The 15,706-nt window shown below is 43.6% G+C and carries 24 protein-coding genes and 1 tRNA gene; 3 read left to right on the forward strand and 22 right to left on the reverse strand.

The genetic code is table 11. From position 1 onward, the window contains the following. Nucleotides 1-46 precede the first annotated feature (46 nt). From KOY49_RS03665 to metG, 5 genes are all read right to left on the reverse strand, one after another. On the reverse strand, nucleotides 47-247 hold the full coding sequence (locus KOY49_RS03665; RefSeq protein WP_232736044.1) for a hypothetical protein: 201 nt from the start codon (nucleotides 245-247) through the stop codon (nucleotides 47-49). 40 nt (nucleotides 248-287) lie between these two features. Then, on the reverse strand, nucleotides 288-485 hold the full coding sequence (locus tag KOY49_RS03670; protein WP_232736045.1) for a hypothetical protein: 198 nt from the start codon (nucleotides 483-485) through the stop codon (nucleotides 288-290). 166 nt (nucleotides 486-651) lie between these two features. Then, nucleotides 652-798: a hypothetical protein gene (locus KOY49_RS03675; protein WP_232736046.1), complete on the reverse strand. Its 147-nt coding sequence runs from the start codon at nucleotides 796-798 to the stop codon at nucleotides 652-654. Between the two features lie 11 nt (nucleotides 799-809). Then, nucleotides 810-1,565 (reverse strand): TatD family hydrolase, encoded by a 756-nt coding sequence (locus KOY49_RS03680; protein WP_232736047.1) that lies wholly within the window; start codon nucleotides 1,563-1,565, stop codon nucleotides 810-812. A 67-nt stretch (nucleotides 1,566-1,632) separates the two neighbouring features. After that, the gene (gene metG, locus KOY49_RS03685) at nucleotides 1,633-3,144 is read right to left on the reverse strand and encodes a methionine--tRNA ligase (protein WP_232736048.1); all 1,512 of its coding nucleotides are present in this window, start codon (nucleotides 3,142-3,144) and stop codon (nucleotides 1,633-1,635) included. A gap of 93 nt (nucleotides 3,145-3,237) precedes the next feature. Between metG and KOY49_RS03690 the strand changes: the two genes are divergently transcribed. From KOY49_RS03690 to KOY49_RS03700, 3 genes are all read left to right on the forward strand, one after another. Then, nucleotides 3,238-3,924, forward strand: a complete 687-nt coding sequence (locus KOY49_RS03690; RefSeq protein WP_232736049.1) for a hypothetical protein — start codon at nucleotides 3,238-3,240, stop codon at nucleotides 3,922-3,924. A 23-nt stretch (nucleotides 3,925-3,947) separates the two neighbouring features. Continuing rightward, nucleotides 3,948-4,205 (forward strand): hypothetical protein, encoded by a 258-nt coding sequence (locus tag KOY49_RS03695; protein ID WP_232736050.1) that lies wholly within the window; start codon nucleotides 3,948-3,950, stop codon nucleotides 4,203-4,205. 299 nt (nucleotides 4,206-4,504) lie between these two features. Next, a complete protein-coding gene (locus KOY49_RS03700) occupies nucleotides 4,505-4,687 on the forward strand; it encodes a hypothetical protein (RefSeq protein WP_232736051.1) in 183 nt (60 codons plus the stop codon). 73 nt (nucleotides 4,688-4,760) lie between these two features. Here KOY49_RS03700 and KOY49_RS03705 read toward each other — a convergent pair whose 3' ends face one another. From KOY49_RS03705 to KOY49_RS03780, 17 genes are all read right to left on the reverse strand, one after another. Continuing rightward, complete coding sequence (locus KOY49_RS03705) at nucleotides 4,761-5,513, reverse strand: purine nucleoside phosphorylase YfiH/LACC1 family protein (protein ID WP_232736052.1); 753 nt, start codon at nucleotides 5,511-5,513, stop codon at nucleotides 4,761-4,763. Next, nucleotides 5,498-6,286 carry a 16S rRNA (adenine(1518)-N(6)/adenine(1519)-N(6))-dimethyltransferase RsmA gene (gene rsmA, locus KOY49_RS03710; RefSeq protein WP_232736053.1) on the reverse strand — a complete coding sequence of 263 codons (789 nt, stop codon included), beginning with the start codon at nucleotides 6,284-6,286 and terminating at the stop codon, nucleotides 5,498-5,500. Before rsmA ends, KOY49_RS03705 begins: the two co-directional genes overlap by 16 nt. After that, nucleotides 6,287-7,306, reverse strand: a complete 1,020-nt coding sequence (locus KOY49_RS03715; RefSeq protein ID WP_232736054.1) for a resuscitation-promoting factor — start codon at nucleotides 7,304-7,306, stop codon at nucleotides 6,287-6,289. A gap of 194 nt (nucleotides 7,307-7,500) precedes the next feature. After that, nucleotides 7,501-7,971 (reverse strand): resuscitation-promoting factor, encoded by a 471-nt coding sequence (locus tag KOY49_RS03720; RefSeq protein WP_232736055.1) that lies wholly within the window; start codon nucleotides 7,969-7,971, stop codon nucleotides 7,501-7,503. Continuing rightward, nucleotides 7,938-8,441, reverse strand: coding sequence for a ubiquitin-like domain-containing protein (locus tag KOY49_RS03725; protein ID WP_232736056.1), 504 nt, complete (start codon nucleotides 8,439-8,441; stop codon nucleotides 7,938-7,940). Before KOY49_RS03725 ends, KOY49_RS03720 begins: the two co-directional genes overlap by 34 nt. Then, on the reverse strand, nucleotides 8,428-8,589 hold the full coding sequence (locus KOY49_RS03730) for a hypothetical protein (RefSeq protein ID WP_232736057.1): 162 nt from the start codon (nucleotides 8,587-8,589) through the stop codon (nucleotides 8,428-8,430). The genes KOY49_RS03725 and KOY49_RS03730 overlap by 14 nt, the downstream gene beginning before the upstream one ends. 93 nt (nucleotides 8,590-8,682) lie before the next feature. Further along, entirely contained in the window at nucleotides 8,683-9,345 is a 663-nt protein-coding gene (locus KOY49_RS03735; RefSeq protein ID WP_232736058.1) for a 3'-5' exonuclease, read from the reverse strand. Then, complete coding sequence (locus KOY49_RS03740) at nucleotides 9,305-9,640, reverse strand: 3'-5' exonuclease (protein ID WP_232736059.1); 336 nt, start codon at nucleotides 9,638-9,640, stop codon at nucleotides 9,305-9,307. The genes KOY49_RS03735 and KOY49_RS03740 overlap by 41 nt, the downstream gene beginning before the upstream one ends. Beyond that, nucleotides 9,603-10,736: an ATP-dependent helicase gene (locus tag KOY49_RS03745; protein ID WP_232736060.1), complete on the reverse strand. Its 1,134-nt coding sequence runs from the start codon at nucleotides 10,734-10,736 to the stop codon at nucleotides 9,603-9,605. The genes KOY49_RS03740 and KOY49_RS03745 overlap by 38 nt, the downstream gene beginning before the upstream one ends. A 4-nt stretch (nucleotides 10,737-10,740) precedes the next feature. After that, the gene (locus KOY49_RS03750) at nucleotides 10,741-10,908 is read right to left on the reverse strand and encodes a flagellar basal body-associated FliL family protein (RefSeq protein ID WP_232736061.1); all 168 of its coding nucleotides are present in this window, start codon (nucleotides 10,906-10,908) and stop codon (nucleotides 10,741-10,743) included. Between the two features lie 42 nt (nucleotides 10,909-10,950). Next, nucleotides 10,951-11,142, reverse strand: coding sequence for a hypothetical protein (locus KOY49_RS03755; protein WP_232736062.1), 192 nt, complete (start codon nucleotides 11,140-11,142; stop codon nucleotides 10,951-10,953). Further along, complete coding sequence (locus KOY49_RS03760; protein WP_232736063.1) at nucleotides 11,132-11,797, reverse strand: hypothetical protein; 666 nt, start codon at nucleotides 11,795-11,797, stop codon at nucleotides 11,132-11,134. The genes KOY49_RS03755 and KOY49_RS03760 overlap by 11 nt, the downstream gene beginning before the upstream one ends. 220 nt (nucleotides 11,798-12,017) lie before the next feature. Continuing rightward, complete coding sequence (tpiA, locus tag KOY49_RS03765) at nucleotides 12,018-12,776, reverse strand: triose-phosphate isomerase (protein ID WP_129637313.1); 759 nt, start codon at nucleotides 12,774-12,776, stop codon at nucleotides 12,018-12,020. Nucleotides 12,777-12,800: 24 nt separating this feature from the next. Continuing rightward, complete coding sequence (gene pgk / locus KOY49_RS05060; protein WP_269802134.1) at nucleotides 12,801-13,445, reverse strand: phosphoglycerate kinase; 645 nt, start codon at nucleotides 13,443-13,445, stop codon at nucleotides 12,801-12,803. Then, nucleotides 13,427-14,041 (reverse strand): phosphoglycerate kinase, encoded by a 615-nt coding sequence (pgk, locus tag KOY49_RS05065; protein ID WP_269802135.1) that lies wholly within the window; start codon nucleotides 14,039-14,041, stop codon nucleotides 13,427-13,429. Before pgk (KOY49_RS05065) ends, pgk (KOY49_RS05060) begins: the two co-directional genes overlap by 19 nt. Before the next feature lie 11 nt (nucleotides 14,042-14,052). Further along, a complete protein-coding gene (pyk, locus tag KOY49_RS03775; protein WP_232736064.1) occupies nucleotides 14,053-15,474 on the reverse strand; it encodes a pyruvate kinase in 1,422 nt (473 codons plus the stop codon). Nucleotides 15,475-15,613: 139 nt separating this feature from the next. After that, nucleotides 15,614-15,688 (reverse strand) — tRNA-Glu (locus KOY49_RS03780). Nucleotides 15,689-15,706 lie beyond the last annotated feature (18 nt).

Below are 15,706 nucleotides of genomic sequence, written 5' to 3' on the forward strand. Positions count from 1 at the left end.
GCAGCAACATGATCAAGATAGATATAGTCTTTGATTCACTTTTTTATTATATCAAAGCGGCCGACCGGTTTGCGGATCTTGCTAACATAATTGCCGAGAAAACTCGCTCGTAATATTCCTTAGTTGCCAAGACAAAATTCTGAAGCTCGTCGCCCTCCAAATAACTATAGCGATAATTCGGCTGAATCTTCAAAATTCCCTTTGGCTGCACTTCATAACGCGTCGTCAATTCTTGCCGACCACCCACACCGATCAGAAAGCTTCGCTCATACCAAATCCAGGAATCTTTATCCCAGAATTAAAAAATTCTCGTCGCGCAACATACACGCCGGCTTATCGCCAAAAATTGTTGCACCAATTTCACTTTCCAATTGGATTAGCTCGCGCTCGGTAAATTTCTTTAATGGACGATCTTTTTTACGGAATTTCAATAAAGACACCGCGTCACTATCATCAGCAAAAACCAAACTTCGTACTTTTTTCAAAAACTTTTAGTCACCTATCACACCTCGTTAGCTTTAAATTCTCGAAGATCTGCTAACATATTGCCAATTTTCTTTCACAGACTCAACAGGATCAAGCTTCTCACTTACTAAGCTTATTTCAAAAATCAACACCAAACAATTATTGACAATATTCTCAATACATCCTTTAGTCAATAGCAGCCTTCCCCAATTCAGGGTTCACCTTAGAGTTATAGCGTTGCTCGGCATCAGAAAAAATAGCGGCAAGTTCTTCGCGAGCTTCAATTTCAGGTGTTTTTGTAACACATTTAACACATTCCGGCGTACTACTCATTTTCTCCACTTTCAAATGCCAAAAAGTTCTTTTGTGTTGTGAAGAGTAGCTTGGCTTAAAACATCAAAATCAATATTTCGCTGCTTCGCCCAATATTCAGCCACCAATCTCACATATTCTGGCTTGTTTATATTACCACGAAACGGCGCTGGTGTCAAGAATGGCGCGTCAGTTTCTAGCAATAATCGCTCCAGCGGAATTGAAGCGAACAATTCTTTCTGCAATTGATCCTTTGTGAACGTACTAATTCCATTAAGTCCAACGTACAAATTTCGCGAAAAACCTTTTTCCAAATTATCACGCGTATCCGTAAAACTATGCAACACGCCGCGAAGCCCGTGAAAATTGTCAAAAATTGGCCAAAAATCATCCCAAACTGACGGCTGACCCTTCGCACCATCGCGAACATGAAAACTTACTGGCAAATCGTAATCAATCGCCATTTGAAGTTGCGCCTCCAAGCCCTCAATTTGCGTTTCCCGCGGACTGTTATTGTAATAATAATCAAGCCCAATCTCACCAATTGCCACAATCGGAGAATTTTCCGTCTTATTCTCCAGCAAAGTTTTGACATCTCCCCAGCCATCTTTCGTATCGTGCGGATGAACGCCAATTGCCGCCCAAGTAAACTCATGATTCGCGGCAAATTCCACAGCTTGGCGGCTACTTCGCTGGTCAGTACCGACACAAATCATGCCAATATTCGCCTCGACCGTTTCTTTGTAAAATTGCTCGCGATTGTCCGTAAAAAATTCCGTATCGTGCAAATGACAATGCGAATCTATCAGACGTAAACCCTCAGTCGCACTTTTCTTATCAGGCTCAAATCATAAACTATTTAACCTGAGATTCTGTTTTCGGAGCGCGTGGATCTGGCGTGTGAATATATTTGCGCGGGAACAAAGGCGTCAATTCTGACGGCACGACACCACTAGCAAACATATCATGAATTTTCTCGGCAGTTTGCGGCATAAATGGACGCAACATGTCGGACACTTGCAATAATGTGCCACAAGCGTGCGCCAAGATCTCACTCAAATGCGACTCTGCTTCTGGATCTTTATCACGATTTTTAGCAACTTGCCAAGGCTGAACTCGCTCAATATATTGATTCAAAGAGCGAACAATTAGCCAAATTTCGTCCATTGCTTGATCAAACATATAACTTTCCATCGCCTGACGATACGGTCCCATATCGTGCTCTGATTGTGGAGCGTCGCCAATAACGCCCGCTTGATAACTCTGCACCATTTTAGCGACTCGCTGAACCAAATTGCCCAAATCATTGCCAAGCTCACCATTATACGCAGCTTCAAACTTTTCCCAAGTAAAGTCGCCGTCATCTTGCGTTGGTACGTGGCGCAAGAAATAATATCGAAACGCCTCAGCGCCGTAATCTGGAATAATATCGGCTGGACCAACACCATTTCCGAGACTCTTTGCCATTTTCATTCCGCCAGAATTAATAAATCCATGAACAAGCAGAACCTTCGGAAGCGGTAAATCCAGCGCCATGAGCATTGCTGGCCAAATACCAGCGTGGAAACGGAGAATGTCCTTACCGATAACTTGCACGTCAGCCGGCCAAAAAGATTGCCACTCTTCTGGACGATCAGGATAACCAATAACCGTAATGTAATTACTCAGAGCATCCAGCCAAACGTACATGACTTGATTATCATCACCAGGAACCGGCACGCCCCAGCTAAGATTTTTACGCGGACGAGAAACCGACACATCTTTCAAGCCGTCTTTCATCAATTCCAAAAACTCTTTTTTACGGAATTCAGGCACGATTCTCATTTTATTTGACTCAATTGCCTGACGAATATTGTCCGAAAAAGCACTGGTTTTAAAATAGTAATTTTCCTCACTCAAACGCTGATACGGAGTTTGGTGATCTGGACAAACCCCATTATTATCGGCAGCTTCTTTATCCGTAACGAAAGCTTCGCACCCCTGACAATACCAGCCTTCATACGAACCTTTGTAAATGTAACCAGCCTCAACGAGTTTCTGCCAAATATATTGCACCGCAGCAACGTGATGCGCGTCAGTTGTTCGAATAAAATCCGTCACTGAAATATTCAGCTCAGCAATCATCTTCTTAAAATTGACGTGCGTTTGATCGACGTATTCTTGAGGGGTTTGATTTTGGCTGGCAGCTTTGGCGGCAATTTTATTGCCATGCTCATCCACGCCAGCTTGAAAACGAACTTCACGCCCGTTCTGTCTGGAATATCGCGCCCACACGTCTGCCAACATATAATCCATAGCGTGCCCAATGTGCGGCAAGCCGTTTACGTAAGGAATAGCGGTAGTGATGTAAGCGTGTTTCTTAGTCATAGGTAAATTATAGCAAATTCAACAGATCATGACAGATGAGAAAGGGAGCAATATGTGATATAATTATAATCACAATTTATTAGGAGGGGAGTTATGAACAAACTCATAAAAAACTTAACCGTAGCCGCAGCTATTAGCATTGCTATAATCGGCGTCTACACACCAGCAACAGCAAGCGCCAACGGAGGAAGCTGGCAGAGGGATTCAGTTGGATGGTGGTATAAAAATTCCAATGGAAGTTACCCAAAGAATGATTGGCAACGAATAGATGGCAAATGGTATTACTTTGATGGACGCGGATATATCACGCACAGTAAATGGGAGCGTATAAAGGGTTATTGGTACTATTTCAACACTAGCGGTCACATGACAGAAAACGACTGGAAGATGATTGGAGACAAGTGGTACTACTTCGACACTAAAGGTCATATGCTGTACAATCAATGGGTCGGCGACTACTACGTCGGTAAAGATGGCGATATGTTAAAGAATACCGTCACACCAGACAACTATGTAGTTGGAAGCGACGGAAAATGGGACAAGAGGTTTTCAAGAGAATTAGCAGAGAAAGCTAAAAGCCCATTGAATAACCTATATAAGGTTGATCGCTCCAAATATAGCATAGCCGGAAATCTTACCTTTGGAAAAAGAAATGAATACAATACAGCACTTCAGCTAATCGAGACAATTTACCCAGAATACAACGCTGTAGATAACGCGAAAAGAGCAATAAAAAACATAGTAGACGACCAGAACAACCCTAATAATTCCTCCGATTGACATTTCGACACTCGAAATATTCAATGACGCGCAGCCTCACTGACCGTCACGTTAGCGAAAATAGCCACAGTTACTACATGTTCTCAGAAGAAGAGGTTAATAAGGCTTTTGCGGCGCTGAGTAGCGAAATCGACTTTGCTAAATTCTTTAAAGATCAGGCTATAAAGACTCTAAAGAATATAGACACGTCTACAGCATCTCATCAAAAATCAACTATGAAAAACACCTCACTACTAAAGGCTTTACCAAAGAAGAGATTGACAATGCATTTAAGACAGTAAAAATTGATTTTGTAAATAACGCCCACCACGTAGCCGCTAGAATGACACCTCAACAAGAAATGCATAGATTCAAGATCGTACATCATAAAAAAATTAACAGACAAGACTTAGAATGATACACTTCACTAAAGAAGAGGCAGAAAAAGGAGTTAATCGCCTGAACTACGACTTCAAAATCAATATACGCAACTTGATTGAAATTAATTATCATAACACAATAACGATACTCTATTCAAAAAAATCACATAATACATCACCTAACACAATTCGATAAATTCGTAGAATCAGAAGTTCGAGAAGTGTTAGAAGAATACAACATCAACTACACTGAGCGAGCACGACTACGAGCTATAGACATTCTGAAGAATGGAAAATATAGTAGAAGTAATTTGGAAAAAACTCTTATCGACCAGTGGAAGTTCACCAAAGAAGAAGCCACTAACGCCGTTAAGGACTTAAAGCACGAAAACCTAACTGATTAATTAGCCTTTAATCACAAAAGCAACTCAGCCTTAAAATACTGAGTTGCTTTTTATTACAAACAACTGTCGACGGTCAATATCGCATACACGCAACTACAACAAACCTACCGCCAATATCGCCCGATGAGTGCGAAAAATAATTTGGATTGTCCGCCGTATCAATTGGCGAGATGAAAATATTTTCAGCAGGAACGCCCGCCTGGATGGCTAGCGAACGATTGAACCCTTGCATGTCTAGATAAATTCCATCAGCCGTTTGACGGCAGAAATTGTGCCAATTCGTATCATTTGTATGATCAAAATAATCCATACGATAATTTTTCTGCGTAATACTTGGTGACATCCAAATTTGTAAATCTTTTTCCTGGCTACCGCGCTCGACAAAATACTGAACAGCCTGAGACATCAACTGCGCAACTGTCGAATGCCGACCCAAATGCGCCAGCATCAACGCCCGACGCTTTGGATCATATATAACGGTGGCGATACAGTCCGCCACTGGTAAAAATAAACCGATGCCAGCCGCTTCGGTATATAGCGCATCAGCAAAAATCCCCTCGTTGTTATGTCGGGTCGTGTCAGCTTCAGTAACTTCGGCGATATTATCAAACGTTTGTCCTTGGTCGTATGAAATCACGTGATAGACAACGTCGTCATACTTAACACCAATTTGATCACAAAACCGCCGCCGATTTTCCAGCACCTCAGCTACGTGGCGACCGCGAATACGATTGAGCATGGTACCGTCATCTTTCGACGAGACCGCAACCAATAGATCAGACGGAAAACACGTCGGCTGATCTGCCACAATCATCGCGCCCGCCATTCTTTGAGCAGCCGCCGCCAATCTTCAATCGCCAAATCTTCAGCGCGAGCATCTGGTGAAATTCCTGCATTTTTCAGCAATTCTTCCGCGCCATCTTTACCAATCCCCAACCCACCACTCAGACTAGAACGCAGCTTCTTGCGCTTTGCAGAAAATCCAGCCTTAACAATGCGGAAAAAATCTCTCTGATCTTCTGGGGTAATTAACGGATTGTCACGAGTTCTCAAAACCACAACCTGCGAGTCAACTTTTGGCGGTGGCGTAAAAAACTGCCTAGGAACTTCAATATCCAACTCCGCTTCGGCAAAAATCTGAACGCTCACAGACAGAATACTCATATTCCCAGCCTCTGCCGCAATTCGCTCGGCAACTTCTTTTTGCACCAATAGCACCGCAATGCTCGGCTTATTTTCCGCGGTCATCAATTTTTCAACAATTTTGCTGGTGATGTAATATGGGACGTTAGCTACGACTTTGTAATTTTTTGGCAATTGGTTCAGATCAAATTGCAATATATCTTGATTCACGACAGTTAATTTTTTCCCAGGAAATTGCCCTGGTAATTTTCGCGCCAAATCCGCGTCAAACTCCACGGCGGTCACCGAATTAGCCCGAGCCAATAAACGACTAGTCAAAGTACCCAGCCCTGGTCCGATCTCCAGCACAACATCATCGCCCGTCAATTCGGCCGCTTCAGCAATATCCGCCAAAATCTCCGGATCCTTCAGCCAGTGCTGTCCAAGCGATTTTTTTGGTCCATGAGAAGAAGCCATTTAGCGCCCATCTCCATTCGTCCAGTCAGTCGCCAAGTCGAATCCGTGCGGATGCTTGGCTGCAAATCCACCGGTATCGTAAACCTTGCCCGGACCCATACTGGTCTCAACCACCGAGCATCGCGGATAATTACCATAATTAGCCGCCACCAAAATATAGCCATCCTTATCAACCTTCGCGCCATCCGCCCGCACCGTATAAGTACCGCCGCTACCACAAGCTTTTATCACAATATTCATCGGCAAGTCATAATACGTCTCGCGATGCGCCACGCCCTTAGAGTCGGTAAATATCTGCGCGCCCTTACTTTTCGTCAATGGATTTTTAGGCTTCGTACCAATTATTTCAATCTGCTTCTTCGGCTGCTTTGTGATTTCGCTAGCAACCTCCTTACGACTAATCTCGCGCTCGTTCTCTACCTCAACCCGATAAGTCACCTTCCGCACACCCTTTTCCCCAAGTTGCTTAACACTCTTAAATCCAATCGGCTGAGAATCGTCCTTAATCTGCTCAATCTCAAAATTAACATCAACTTCTTCGGTAATCGTTCGCTGTTTTGATCGCTCAATCTTCATTACCAGACCCACACCGTTCACCAAAAGATCGTCAGAATTCGTAAAATGCGTCTTATCTTCGCGATACAAAGTCAGCCCAGCGGCCTTCGCAATCAAAGCCGGCGTCTGCTCGGCGGTAGTTACCTTCAGGCGTTTATTTCCATCGACAATTGTTATTGGACGAGCGCGGAAAATATTGACCTGGTATTTTGCACCCGTCAATTCCATATCAATATTTGGCTCAACCGCGTCAATCTTTTCGTCAATCGTAATCTTAGCTGCACGCAAGGCCTGCCGAACGGTCAATGCGTTTGTGATAATCGTCTTTTCTTCACCGCGATCATAAATACGAACCAAATGCTCACCAGAAGCATTACCATCAGCAAACGAAATCATTGGAGTCGCAATCGCAACCAACACAGCCAATCCAATAATTTTTCCAAAAAATAAACCTTTTGCGCGCATAATCAATTTGACAACTCACACAATGTATTAGAAAAATTATATCAAATTTTGGAACTATTATCTATAGATATCCTGAAGTCCCATTTTAAACTTTACAAGTCGGCCATGGTTGCCAACCACGACCCCAAATACAATATGCGACACACCGCATAATTACTGAAAACGCCAACCTGGAACAACAGAAACAGCCCAGCTCAGATCCGACATAGAATGAGAAACCTTACCCAAATTCGTCTGACCCAGAACAGCATATTGCACAGTAATAGCCATTGTTCGCCAAGTTGACTCTCCCGTAAAAATGAACTACACATACCCATAATCATCAAAGCTAGAAACCAGCCGCAGACATCCAAACTGAACCAGATCCAGAAGGAAAAAGAACTTTCCGCCCCCACAATCTCAATCTGCTTCTTTGGCTCTTTTGTCACAACACTAGCGATTTCCTTACGACTCACCTCCACACCGTTCTTCATCTCGATTTCATAAGTAACATTTTTCTTACCATTCACGCCCACCTGTTTTACTTCGCGATATCCCGAATCTCGATTCGCGTCTTGAACTTTTTCAACCTCAAATTTCACATCTTCTTCTGCGGTTATAGTTTGCTTGCCATTACGCCAAAGCTCAATTTTCATACCAGAAATAATTTTCGCCGAACGATCCACAGATAGCGTATCATCTTTCTTTGGAGGCCAATATTCTTCTCTTTCAATAGCTCGCCAACCGTCTTAGCATGTGTACGAATAACAGATTCTTTGCCATAAAATACAAAATTAACCATCGACGCTCTGTCAATTTTCATCACCATGTTTGCGCCATCAACCGCCATATTATCGGAATTAGATAAAGTAGTTTTGTCCTCTTCAAAAACTTCAATTCCAGCAGCCTTCGCAATCAAAGCCGACGTCTGCTCAGCAGTAGTTACCTTTAGACGTTTATTTCCATCGACAATTGTTATTGGACGAGCGCGGAAAATATTAATATTGTACTTCTCCGCCACCATCTCCGAATCAAGACTCGGCTCGACTACGTCTTGACGTTCATCAATAGAAAACTTAGCCAATTTCAAAGCCTCGCGAATCGTCCTCGCTTTCGTAACAATCGTCTTTTCTGCGCCCCTGTCATAAACCGTCACCAATCTTCTCACCAGCCTTAGCCGCTGGCTTAGCAGCGTCAGCCAATGCTTGATTAACAAAAAACAAACCGCCAACCAGCATCAATATCGCGCCAGAAACGAACGTAATTTTCTTAGAATAATGTTTTGCTTGTAATCTTATACCCATAAGTTCACACCCACAACGCAGGTATTATTCCTATTATATCAAATTTTCTCCAAGCGTGCGAACTCGACGTTCAATTTCTTAATATTTCCATTATCAAATTGAACCGTAACACTCAAGCCCTTCGCTATCAATAATTTCCCCCAAACCAAAACTCGGACTGCGAACTCGATCACCAACTTCCAAACCAATATCTTCTGAATAAAAATCAGACTCTACCATAGGCTGAGCTGGCCTATCAACACCACCAGCCATCAAGCCCATCTCATCCAAAAACCTCGATGGCATATTATAGCCAATCTGACCAAATTGCGTCCGAGAGCTAGCACAACTAACGAACAACTCCTCCCTCGCCCGAGTCACACCAACATAGCACAATCGACGCTCCTCTTCAACATCATCAGCATTACCACTATCAAACACTCTCGCGTGCGGCAAAATCCCCTCTTCCAACCCCGCCAGAAAAACCACCGGAAACTCCAAACCTTTAGCCGCATGAAGCGTCATGAGCGTTACTTGCTGATCGGCAGTCGTATCCGTCGAAGACATCAAAGCCATCTCTTCCAAAAACGTCGCCACGTCAACGTAAGCCTTCGCCTCCGACAAAAGCACACCGATATTTTCCATTCGCTCCTCAGCTTGCGGCGTTCCGTCGTTTATAAAATCTTCATAGCCAGTACTTTTCATAATCTTTTCAATCAATTCAGCTGGAGATCCGTCAATTTCCTGCTGCAAATCGTGCAGTATTTGAGAGACCAAACTCTAGCAACGGACGTTTTGCACGCGCCGTCAAAGTATCCGCCTCCTCAACCGCCAGCAACCCGCTAATTATATCTTTCCCCGACGCATCATTCCAGTCCAAAAACTTAGAAATACTCACCGCGCCAACGCCACGTTTTGGCGTATTCACAACTCGCAAAAAACTAACTCGATCACTCGGCTGATACAACAATCGAAGATACGCCAATAAATCCTTAACGACCGCTCGATCCAAAAATCGCAGACCGCCGACGATTTTATACGGAATATAACTCTGAACCAAAAGCTCGCTCAATTGCGTAACTCTGCGCATTCGTTCGGTACAACACCGCCACGTCGCCATATTGACGACCGTTCGCAATTTGCGCCTGAATCTCATTCGCAATCGCCAAAGCCTCCTCAGACTCATTGTACAATTGCCATAATTTCGGCTCAACACCGTCGCCATTCGCCGTCCATAAATTTTTATCAGTTCTATGAATATTATGACTAATCAGCGCATTTGCCATATTCAAAATCGCGCCAGTCGAACGATAATTTTGCTCCAGCTTAACCACCGTCGTACCCGGAAAATCACGCTCAAAATTGAGAATATTAGTATAATCAGCCCCGCGAAAACTATAAATCGACTGAGCGTCATCACCAACCACGCATAAATTGCGACGCGAATTCACCAGCAACTTAATTAGCGCATATTGCACCGCATTCGTGTCCTGATACTCGTCAATCAAAATATGCTCGAATTGCTGCTGCCATTTATGACGAATATCTGGCTTACTTCTCAATAATTCCACAGTTTTTATCAATAAATCATCAAAATCCAACGCCGAAGCATCTTTCAAAGCTTTTTCATAAGCAAAAAACAACTCAGCTATTTTCTGCTCTCTTGGGCCACGAGTCGAAGCCGAAAAATCCTCAGCACTTCTCATCTCATTTTTAGCGTTCGAAATAGCCGAAAGTACAGCTCGAGGTTTAATATCTTTATCCGTCAAACCGCGAGCCTTCATAATCTGCTTCATCAAGCTTATTTGATCATCGGTATCGTAAATTAAGAATCGCTTGTCCAGACCAATATTTTCACCATCCATCCGCAACATTCGCACACAAATACTGTGAAAAGTTCCCATCCACGGCATAAATTGCCGATTTTCAGAATCTTCACCCAATATTTGCGCCAATCGCTGACGCATTTCCTTCGCAGCTTTATTAGTAAATGTAACCGCCAATATTCGACTAGGAAATATTTTCAACTCGCCAATCAAATAGGCAATTCTATGAGTCAGGGTTTTGGTCTTTCCAGATCCGGCTCCAGCCAAAATCAACAACGGCCCATCAACGTGCGTCACCGCTCGAGCCTGCTCGCTATTTAATCCGTCAGTAAAATTAGACATATATCTATTTTATCAGCAAAAAGTACGAAACAGCGCCGCCAGCCATACCAATTGCCAAAAATAGAACAATAAGCAACGCTATTAATAATCCAGATTTTTTCTTTTCTTTGTCGGCTGAAGGTTTGACCTCTGTAGATACGGCGGCAAACATCGGTGCCGGCTCAGAATCCATAGTTTCTTTTTCGGAGATAATTCGGAAGACTCAATCAAAGAACTAGTCAATGTCAGTGGACATTTTATCGTCTGAATCTTCAGGAACGCCAGCCTCCTCAATTGCTATAATTTCCGGACTCAAATCCATTGGCGAGTCGGGCGCATCGCCCAAAGAATTTTCGCTCATGCTGTAATTAGACAAATCGGTATTGTATTGATGTTCCAATTTTACATCCTCAGAATCAGCAGACATAGACGCACTCTTCATCGCTATTCATCTCAGAACTAGTCATAGTTTGGCTAACAGAACCAAGCGGTCGCTTCTCCACCTCAACATTAGCAATAAACGGAGACTCCAGCGGCGTAGTCATCGGTACAGCAGGAGCTTCGCTATTACTTACGGCTAATGATTGCGCTATCTTATCAGTCAACGACAATTCCTCAGCAGGCGCATCTTCAATTTCCGCAAAAGTAGATTCATTATGCACGTCCTTAAGATCAGGAGTGTCGCTAAGATTATCTGATTGAGCAACCATATCAGACATTTCTTTCCTTACCGCAGAATGCCTATTATTTGCGCTAATCACGTCCACCAAATCAGGCGAAGGCTGAATTGTCGTGCCAGTTCGAGATGGAGCGGGAGTAGCAGGTTTTTGGATAGTGCTGACAGATGAAGGTCTAACAACATCCATGAAACGGCCAGTCGAGCGTCTCGCGATTACTGGCGCAGCTTTGACTTCGCTAGCAGCCACACCAGGAGCTCTGTTAGCTATTGAATCGTTAGCAACTTTCTCGTTCGTAGTACTATCAACTTCTTTAGGAGTCGCATCGTCATTAGAAGAGTCTTTTTTTGCTTCAGGCTGATGAGATCCAGAATAAAGAGGTCGATGATAAAGAAGCAGAAACAACAGACGAAGGCGTAAATGGAGTTACCGGAGGCGCAAAGCTAGTAACAAATAGAGTTCTCCCGGGCACAGACTTTTCCTCTACGAGCACAGACGCAGAAACCTCACCAATGATTTCAATTAGCCACCACTGGAGCTTCCTTTTCTCGCTGCTTATCCATAAGAGAGCTTACCGCTCTATCCAACTCATCAAAATCAATATCTGTCATATGCCCCCTATTTTTTAACCTTTATGTGCTTTCGAGATTATCTCCTTAAATTGATATGCATCCAAACTGGCTGCACCAACCAATAAACCATCAAGTTCATCAATTGCCAAATAATCCGCGGCGTTTATTGACGTAATACTTCCACCATAAACAACTCGAACTGATTCCGCCGCTTTTTTACCGTACAAATGAGAAATATGTCGTCGAATCATCTGTGTAGCTTTTTTTACATCAGACGCTTTAGCACTATCGCCAGTACCGATCGCCCAAACTGGCTCATACGCAATAACTACTTCATCCAGCTCGTCCGCCGTCACATTAGCCAGACCGCTAGTCAATTGATCAGCCAGAACATCCTTCGTTTCGCCAAGAGTCTTCTCTTGAATCGTTTCACCAACACACAAAATCGGATGAATACGATTTCGAATTGCCGCCTGAACTTTCAGTCGAATATCTTTTTCGCTTTCAATGAAAATATAGCGACGTTCCGAATGGCCAATTATCACATAATCAGCAATTCCACGAAGATGCGCCGCTGGAATTTCTCCCGTGTACGCCCCCGAATCCCGCCAATAGCAATTCTGAGCCGCCAACTTAGCAATCCGACGATTAATTTGCAAACTCAAACTCTGCAGCGTCAAAATAGTAGGCGCCAGCACCACTTCAACATCTCTATGCGACGGCAGCGTATTCATCAGCTTATGCAAATATAAGCTAGCCTCCTGCATATTGAAGTTCATCTTCCAGTTACCAATGATTAACTTTTTTCTCATGAGATAATCCTTATGCTTAGTTTATCACCTCAAACCGTATGCGTCTAGTAAACTTTCAATTCCAGGCAATTTTTTACCAGCCATCAAGGCCATGCTAGCTCCGCCACCAGTGGAAACATGAGTAAAATTGGCACCGTCATGCCCGTCCCATTTCAATATAAAATCAGCCGTATCTCCGCCGCCGACTATTGAAACAACCCCTTTATTCTGGGCAATAGCTAGCGCCACTCGCGCCGAACCAATTGCAAAATTATCAATCTCAGCATAGCCCAGCGGACCATTCCAAATAACCATCTTCGCGCCAGCCAGTATTTTCGTGAATTTCTCAATTGTCTGACTTCCAATATCCAGCGCCATATCTGAGTTTTTTATTTTATCAATATTAACTTCTTGACGAGGAAAATCCTTAGAAATCTCTGGCGCAACCGCCACATCAATCGGCAATACCAAAAAATCGTCAACATTCTCTGCGCCGACCTTAGCCGCCGCCAAATCATAAATTTCCGCGACAACCTTTTCCATTCCTGGCTCAAACACACTCTTGCCGACATTAAATCCACGACAATGTAAAAACGTGTTTGACATAGCGCCGCCAATTAAAATCCGATCCGCCTTTTTAATCAGACGCTTAATCAGTAAAATCTTTATCGCTAACTTTCGCGCCGCCAATAACCGCAACCAACGGACGTTTTTGGCTTATTCATCGCCTCGGTGATAGTTACATATTCTTTTTCTAATAGCAATCCCGCTAGCCCTGGAACACACAACGTAATCGCATGAGTGCTGGCGTGCGCCCTGTGCGCGACCGCAAATCCGTCCTGCACAAAATAATCTGCTCGAACAGCGCGCTGAATTGACTTGGCAAATGTTAAATCATCAGCCTCCTCCTCGTCATAAAAGCGTAAATTCTCCAACATAAGAATACTGCCTCGTGGCGCGCGGCGAACAGCTTGATGAACAGCTTCGCCCACACAATCATCCAGCAATTCTACCGGACAGCTCAGTAACTTGGATAGATGATCTGCGACAACTTTCAGACTAAACTTGAGATCCTTACCTTTTGGTCGTCCCAGATGAGACATGATAACAATCTTGCAATTCTGCTCCAGCAAATATCGGAGTGTGGGCAGCGAAGCGCGAATTCTTAGATCATCAGAAATCTGACCACGCTTTGTTAGCGGAACATTATAATCTGCTCGCAGAAGAATAGTTTTTCCACGTAGATCAATATCGCGAATTGTTTGCTTCGGAAATTTTCTGCCCACCCAAATTCTCCTTATGACAATGTCTTGACTTGGATATTGTCAGTTTTGCCTGGCTCTGGATTGTGACCGCTAACAAGCACAACCGTAACTGGATCTGCGCCGAAATAGCCTTCTTGTTTCAATTCATCAGCTAACTTAGTTGCTGCATTTGGGTCGTTTGGTCGAACATATGGACGAGAAGCGTACCTTAGCGCCAACTTTTGCGCAGTCTTCACTTCTTCGGTCACGCAAACAATTGGTAAGTTCGGACGATATGCAGCAACGTTAATTGCAGTAGCGCCAGTGTGTGTTTCCGCAATAATAGCTCGAGCTTTAATTCTCCTCGCCAATTGAGCTGCTGTGTAGCTTAAAATCGCGTCAGTTTTTTCACGCATTTCAGCCTTTTCTACCAACATTACTTCACTGTGTTCTTGAGTGTAGATAATAGTCTTGCGCATCGCACGAACGGTTTCAACAGGATATTTACCATTGGCAGTCTCATCAGACAACATAACTACGTCAGCGCCTTGGATTACGGCATTGGCAACGTCGCTTACTTCAGCGCGACTTGGCTCTGGATTATCAACCATACTGCCCATCATTTGTGTTGCAACGATTACTAGCTTGCAATATTTACGACACAAGGCAATAATCCGACGCTGTACAACTGGGACAATTTCCGCACCAGCTTCCACCGCCAAGTCACCGCGAGCAACCATAATACCGTCACTAGCCTTAACGATTTCCTCCAAATTCTCTGGATCAACGGCAGACTTAGTCTCAATCTTGGCAATAATATTGGCTGTCGAGCCCAGGTCTGTCAATCGACGACGCAAATCAATAATGTCATCAGCTTTTTGAATAAAACTCAATGCAACGTAATCAAAATCTTGGCTTGCGCCCCACTCCAAATCGTTAATATCTTTCTGAGTAAGAATGTCGCCACCAAAATCTGTGTCTGGCAAATTCAGACCCTTGCGGCTCATCAAAAAACCGTCGTTCTGAACTTCTACGCGGATTGCAGTTGGGCTAACAATTTCTCGCACAACCGTCCTGATCTTGCCGTCAAACATGTAAAGTGGCTCGCCGACTTTCATCTTCTCCGCCAAATTGTACTGCACTGGCAAATTGAAGCTGCCGTCATGCTCGGTAATTTCTGAATCCAAGACCAACATATCGCCAACCTTAACATTCAGCATGTTATCTTTCAAAACGCCCAGGCGAATCTTCGGACCTTGCAAATCTTGTAGGATTGCGACAGGCTTGCCCAACTGTTTACTAGCTGTGCGCACCCAATCGATCTGCTCAATTCGCTCCTCGTTAGCGCCGTGGCTAAAATTCATACGGATGCCGTTAACGCCGGCCTCCAACAATTGGTAAACCTTTTCTTGGCTGAACGTTGCTGGCCCAATTGTTGCTAATATTTTTGTTCGTTTAAATATATTATCGCTCATTTTTAAAATTATACCACGAAATAACAGTGATGAAAAATGACACCAAGAATCATCTTATAGAATACTCATTTAAGGTCCTAACAAGATGCAAAAACAAAAAATAAAAAAGACCAGTAAGGTCTTAATTCTGTCTATTAAATGGTGACCTTACCGGGAATCGAACCCGGATTGCCAGGATGAAAACCTGGTGTCCTAACCGTTAGACGATAAGGCCACGACTTCAGATATCATA

The sequence above is a fragment of the Candidatus Minimicrobia vallesae genome (assembly GCF_018866205.1).
In the GTDB taxonomy this organism is placed as follows: domain Bacteria; phylum Patescibacteriota; class Saccharimonadia; order Saccharimonadales; family Saccharimonadaceae; genus Nanosynbacter; species Nanosynbacter vallesae.

What these genes read in the sequence shown, in the direction of transcription:
- KOY49_RS03675 (WP_232736046.1), bottom strand. Translation starts at nt 798, where the DNA reads ATGAGTAGTACGCCGGAATGTGTTAAATGTGTTACAAAAACACCTGAA.
- metG (WP_232736048.1), bottom strand. Translation starts at nt 3,144, where the DNA reads ATGACTAAGAAACACGCTTACATCACTACCGCTATTCCTTACGTAAAC.
- KOY49_RS03690 (WP_232736049.1), top strand. Translation starts at nt 3,238, where the DNA reads ATGAACAAACTCATAAAAAACTTAACCGTAGCCGCAGCTATTAGCATT.
- KOY49_RS03695 (WP_232736050.1), top strand. Translation starts at nt 3,948, where the DNA reads ATGACGCGCAGCCTCACTGACCGTCACGTTAGCGAAAATAGCCACAGT.
- KOY49_RS03705 (WP_232736052.1), bottom strand. Translation starts at nt 5,513, where the DNA reads ATGGCGGGCGCGATGATTGTGGCAGATCAGCCGACGTGTTTTCCGTCT.
- rsmA (WP_232736053.1), bottom strand. Translation starts at nt 6,286, where the DNA reads ATGGCTTCTTCTCATGGACCAAAAAAATCGCTTGGACAGCACTGGCTG.
- KOY49_RS03715 (WP_232736054.1), bottom strand. Translation starts at nt 7,306, where the DNA reads ATGCGCGCAAAAGGTTTATTTTTTGGAAAAATTATTGGATTGGCTGTG.
- KOY49_RS03730 (WP_232736057.1), bottom strand. Translation starts at nt 8,589, where the DNA reads ATGGGTATAAGATTACAAGCAAAACATTATTCTAAGAAAATTACGTTC.
- KOY49_RS03745 (WP_232736060.1), bottom strand. Translation starts at nt 10,736, where the DNA reads ATGTCTAATTTTACTGACGGATTAAATAGCGAGCAGGCTCGAGCGGTG.
- KOY49_RS03750 (WP_232736061.1), bottom strand. Translation starts at nt 10,908, where the DNA reads ATGGATTCTGAGCCGGCACCGATGTTTGCCGCCGTATCTACAGAGGTC.
- KOY49_RS03755 (WP_232736062.1), bottom strand. Translation starts at nt 11,142, where the DNA reads ATGTCTGCTGATTCTGAGGATGTAAAATTGGAACATCAATACAATACC.
- tpiA (WP_129637313.1), bottom strand. Translation starts at nt 12,776, where the DNA reads ATGAGAAAAAAGTTAATCATTGGTAACTGGAAGATGAACTTCAATATG.
- pyk (WP_232736064.1), bottom strand. Translation starts at nt 15,474, where the DNA reads ATGAGCGATAATATATTTAAACGAACAAAAATATTAGCAACAATTGGG.